At 69.2% G+C, this 4,432-nt stretch carries 3 protein-coding genes; all 3 read left to right on the top strand.

The window, feature by feature from the left end; genetic code table 11:
• Positions 1-406 (top strand): efflux RND transporter periplasmic adaptor subunit (locus tag FKP22_RS32470; protein ID WP_375140607.1); only part of this gene is annotated, 406 nt, incomplete at its 5' end.
• Positions 403-3,528, top strand: a complete 3,126-nt coding sequence (locus tag FKP22_RS22115; RefSeq protein WP_141289848.1) for an efflux RND transporter permease subunit — start codon at positions 403-405, stop codon at positions 3,526-3,528. The genes FKP22_RS32470 and FKP22_RS22115, both read left to right, overlap by 4 nt.
• 126 nt (positions 3,529-3,654) lie before the next feature.
• Positions 3,655-4,290 (top strand): MipA/OmpV family protein, encoded by a 636-nt coding sequence (locus FKP22_RS22120; protein ID WP_170201010.1) that lies wholly within the window; start codon positions 3,655-3,657, stop codon positions 4,288-4,290.
• The last annotated feature ends 142 nt before the right edge of the window (positions 4,291-4,432 follow it).

The following is a 4,432-nucleotide window of genomic DNA, read 5'->3' on the forward strand; positions in this document are numbered from 1 at the left end:
CGAGGCAAAGCTGCGCCTGGTGGCGCCCACGCTGGACGCCAGCTCGCGCATGGGCCTGGCCTATTTCGACCTGCCGGCCGATGCGATGAAAACCGGTGCCGCGCCCGGCCTCTACGTGTCCGGCGAGGTCCACACCGGTACGGCGCGAGCGAATGTGCTGCCGTCTTCGGCCATCACGCTGCGCGACGGAAACAGCTACCTCTTCGAGATCGGTGCCGACGCGCGCGTGCAGCAGCGCCAGGTGCAGACCGGCCTGCGCGTGGGCGACATGGTGCAGGTGCTGGACGCTTTGCCTGCAGGCGCGCGCTTCGTCAATGGCGGCGGCAGCTTCCTAAAGGACGGTGACGTGGTGGAAGTCCACCTGGCTTCCGCAGCACGCCCAGCCCCGGCCGGGAGCGCGCCATGAACGTCTCCGCCTGGTCGATCCGCAACCCCGTCCCGGCGCTGCTGCTGTTCCTGGTGCTGTGCGTGGCCGGCATGCTGGGCCTGCGCCAGCTCCCGATCCAGAACTTCCCGGACTTCGACACGCCCACGATCTCGGTCACCGCCACGCTGGAAGGCGCCGCGCCCAGCCAGCTGGAAACCGAGGTCGCGCGCAAGCTGGAAGACAAGCTGGCGACGCTGGGCCACGTCGAGCACATCAGCACCACCGTCACCGACGGGACCGTCAGCATCACGATCAACTTCGAGGCCGACACCGACCCCGAGGAAGACCTGAGCGCCGTGCGCAACGCGGTGGACAGCGCCCGCGCCGACCTGCCCAGCGACGTGGCGCCACCGGTCATCGCGAAGGTGACCCGCGCCGGCGACCCGCTGATCACCTACACCGTGCAAGCGCCGCACCTCAGCGAGGCCGACCTGTCCTGGTTCGTGGACAACGACCTCGGCAAGGCGCTGCGCGGCGTCAGGGGCGTGGGTGCGTTCACGCGGCTCGGCGGCGTGGAGCGCGAGGTGCATGTGCAGCTGGACTCGGCTGCGCTGGCCGGCATGGGCCTGAGCCCGGCAGACGTGTCGGCGCAGATCGCCGCAGTGCAGACCGATGCCTCCGGCGGCCGCGGCGAGATCGGCCGCAGCAACCAGAGCATGCGCACCATCGGCCGGCGGGAGACGCCCGGCGAACTCTCCGCGCTGGCGATTCCCGTCACCTCGGCCGGCGGCCACAAGTCCTCGGTGCGGCTGGACCAGATCGCGCGGGTGAGCGACACCACCGAGACCCGCTTCGCCTACGCCGCGCTGAACGGCACGCCCACCGTGGGCTTTCGCATCGAGCGGCTGCGCGGCGCCAGCGAAGTCTCGGTGCGACACGACGTGCGCGAAGCCGTGAAGGCGTTCGCCGGCGCGCACCCGCAGGTCAGGCTGACGGAGGCCTACAACTCGGTGCAGCCCACGCAGGACAACTACGACGCGTCCATGCACCTGCTGTTCGAAGGCGCGTTGCTGGCGGTCATCGTCGTGTGGGCCTTCCTGCGCGACTGGCGGGCCACGCTGGTCTCGGCCGTGGCGCTGCCGCTGTCCATCATTCCGACCTTCGCGGTGATGAGCCTGCTGGGCTACTCGCTGAACCTGATCACGCTGCTGGCGCTGTCGCTGGTGGTGGGTGTGCTGGTGGACGACGCCATCGTCGAGGTCGAGAACATCGTGCGCCACCTGCGCATGGGCAAGAGCCCCATGCAGGCCGCGCTGGAGGCGGCCGACGAGATTGGCCTGGCGGTGATCGCCACCACCTTCACGCTGGTCGCGGTCTTCCTGCCCACGGCCTTCATGGCCGGCGTGCCGGGCAAGTTCTTCAAGCCCTTTGGCGTGACCGCGTCCGTGGCCGTGCTGGTTTCGCTGCTGGTTGCGCGCCTGCTCACGCCGATGATGGCGGCGTATCTCCTGAGGCCGCATGTGGACCGGCACGCGGCCGGCGAGGACGGCCGCGTGATGCGCAGCTACCTGAAGGCGGCGCGCTGGTGCCAGCAGCACCGCAAGACCACGGTCGCGCTGGCGCTGGCGTTCTTCATCTCCACGCTGGGCCTGATCGCGCTGCTGCCCACCTCCTTCGTGCCCGCGGCCGACCGCAGCCTCACCACCATCGCGCTGTCGCTGGAGCCCGGCACGCGGCTGGAGACCACGCGCGACATCGCCGAGCGCGCCACCTGGCTGGCGCGCCAGGTGCCGGAAGTGCGCCAGGTGTTCACCGTGATCGGCGACGCCGAGAGCGACGCCAGCAGCAGCGAAGTCAACAAGGCCACGCTGGTGCTGAGCCTGGTGCCGCGCGAGGAGCGCAGCCGCAAGCAGCCCGAGATCGAGCAGCAGCTGCGCACGCTGCTCAAGGGCCTGCCCGGCACGCGCGTTTCGGTGCTGGGCATGGGCAACGGCCAGACGCTGGACATCACGCTGGCCAGCGACGATGCCGCCGCACTCAACAAGACCACCCAGGCCGTGTTGAAGGAGCTGCGCGGCATCCCGGGCATTGGCAATGTGTCTGACAGTTCGGCGCTGCAACGGCCCGAGGTGCAGGTGCACCCGGATCCTGTGCGCATGGCCGAGCAGGGCGTCACCACCGAGGCCATCGGCAAGGTGCTGCGCGTGGCCACTCACGGCGACTATTCGGCGCAGATGGCCAAGTTCAACCTCGCGCAGCGGCAGATCGCCATCCGCGTGCAGGTGGGCGACGGCACGCGCGACAGCCTGGAAGCGCTGGGCCAGCTGCGCGTGGCCGGGCGCAACGGCGCGGTGCCGCTGTCCTCGGTGGCGGACCTGTCCATGGGCGGCGGGCTGGCGCAGATCGGCCGGCTGGACCGCATGCGCAATGTCACGCTGAGCATCGAGCTGGGCAAGTACGCCACCGGCGACCTGAACAAGCGGGTGCAGGCGCTCCCGTCCATGCGTTCGCTGCCCGCTGGCGTGCAGCAGCTGCAGACCGGGGACGCCCAGCGCATGGCCGAGCTGTTCACCAGCTTCGGCATTGCGATGGCGATTGGCGTGTTGTGCATCTACTGCGTGCTGGTGCTGCTGTTCCATGACTTCATGCAGCCGGCCACCATCCTGGCCGCGCTGCCGCTGTCCACCGGCGGCGCCTTCCTCGCCTTGTGGATCACCCGCAGCGGCTTTTCGCTGCCTTCGGTGATCGGCCTCCTGATGCTGATGGGCATCGTCACCAAGAACTCCATCCTGCTGGTGGAGTACGCGGTGGTGGCCTACCGGCAACAAGGCATGAGCCGGCTGGACGCGCTGATGGACGCCTGCCACAAGCGCGCCCAGCCCATCCTGATGACCACCATCGCGATGGCCGCCGGCATGCTGCCGGTGGCGCTGGGCATTGGCAACGACAACAGCTTCCGCGGCCCGATGGCCATCGTCGTCATCGGCGGCCTGCTCACCTCCACCGTGCTCAGCCTGCTGGTGGTCCCGGTCGTCTTCACCTATGTGGACGACTTCCTGCTGTGGCTGAAGCATTTGGCCCAGCGCATGCACCTGATCGGCGCGGCCACACCATCGTCCGCCACCGGCGCTTCTTCCCACTCTGCTACCTTCACCTCATGAAACCTCTGATCTGTCTCGCTGCCGTCATCGGCATGGCCGCACCCTTGCAAGCTGCGCTGGCCCAGGACATGCCTGGCGAACGCGACCCGAACGCCACGCAGTGGGGCCTCGGCCTGGGCGTCGGCGTTGAGAACCGGGCCTACGAGGGCGCGGACCGCAAGGTGCGCGCTGCCCTTCCTGCTGTTCGAGAACCGCTACGTGCGCGTGGCCGGCCCAGGCATCGACCTGAAGCTGCCGGACGCCGGCCCGGTCTCGTTCGCCCTCAGCGCGCGCTACATGGGCGCTGCCTACAAGAGCGGTGACGCGCCCATCCTCGAAGGCATGGAAGACCGCAAGGGCGGCGCCTGGCTGGGAGGCTCGGCGCGCTGGCATGCGCCCGAGTTCGAACTGCAGGCCGAGCTGCTGCGCGATGTGTCCGGCAACAGCGAAGGCCTGCAGGCCAGGCTGATGCTGTCCAGGGAATTCCGCGCCGGCCGCTTCATGTTCACCCCCGGCGTGGGCGCCACCTGGCTGGACAAGAAAGTGGTGGCCTACGACTACGGCGTGACGGCCGAAGAAGCGCTGCAGGGCCGCCCGCAATACGACGGCAAGGCCACCGTCAACCTGGACCTGAACCTGCGCACCGCCTACCTGCTGGCGCCACACCAGATGCTGCTGCTGGAGGTCGGCGGCACGCATCTGGGCAGCGGCATCACCGACAGCCCGCTGGTCGGCCGCAACAACATCGCCCGCGCCAGATTCGGGTATCTCTATCGGTTCTGACCGGATGAGCGCCGGGCTTAGCGGTTGAAGTCGGCCACCATCTTCCCCGGCGCATGCCCGGCCTGATTGCGGGCAATGGCCGCGGGAATCTCGGCAAAGCCCACCACCTCGGCCACCGTCGAGCGCAGCCGGCCGGCCGCCA

This window comes from Ideonella azotifigens (assembly GCF_006519715.1).
GTDB classification, from domain to species: domain Bacteria; phylum Pseudomonadota; class Gammaproteobacteria; order Burkholderiales; family Burkholderiaceae_C; genus Ideonella; species Ideonella azotifigens.